Annotated in this window: 1 protein-coding gene; it reads right to left on the bottom strand. The window is 60.5% G+C overall.

What is annotated here, in order from left to right; genetic code table 11:
- Window positions 1-103: 103 nt before the first annotated feature.
- Window positions 104-707, bottom strand: a 604-nt coding sequence (locus tag C5B91_RS21225; protein ID WP_147374906.1) for a transcription initiation factor IIB family protein, incomplete at its 5' end; no start/stop codon positions are given.

Raw genomic sequence — 707 nt, forward strand, 5'->3', positions numbered from 1 at the left:
TACTCCCCATCGTTTCCGGAGAAAACTCGGACACTCAACCGAGGAGTCCAAGCGACTCGATCTTCGCTCAGATACGCGTAATCTTCGTCCTCAGCGTTGACGTTCACCTATCTGCATCACACAACGTCTGGTAATGCGTCCGAATCGTTTTGATTGAAGAATCACTCACGGCTGCCACACGAGCCTGCGTGAGTTGCCAGTCGCGCTCAGCCGCAGCGGTATACACACACGCTGCAGCGACTGCATGCGGATTCGCGCCACGATGAGCCCACTCATCGCTCGATGTCTCGGCTAACGACCGTGCTCGTCGCCGAATCTGGTCTGTCACGTCAAGCGCATCCGCTACCCGTGGAACGAACTCAACCGGTGCAACTGGCTTCGCAGGCAGCCCGAGTTCTGTATTGAGTGCGTTGTACGCTGACCGGACACGCGATTCAGCCACCCGTGCGAGTGGGACGAGTTCAGCAAGCGTCCGCGAAAGCCCCGCACATCGACAGGCGGCATGGACGCTCGCAGCCGCGACTGCTTCGATTGACCGTCCCGGCAGCAGGTCCGCCTGTTGAGCGGACCGAAAGCACCGACAGGCTTGGTCACGCAGGCTATCGGGAAGGTCGAGAGCGCCGGCGAGTCGCCGGACTTCGTCCAACCCGTGAGTCAACCGTCGCTCACGACTCGACTGGTACCGACTCCGACTGTGCTGGGTACGG

Source organism: Haloferax sp. Atlit-10N (assembly GCF_003586325.1).
GTDB classification, from domain to species: Archaea; Halobacteriota; Halobacteria; order Halobacteriales; family Haloferacaceae; genus Haloferax; species Haloferax prahovense.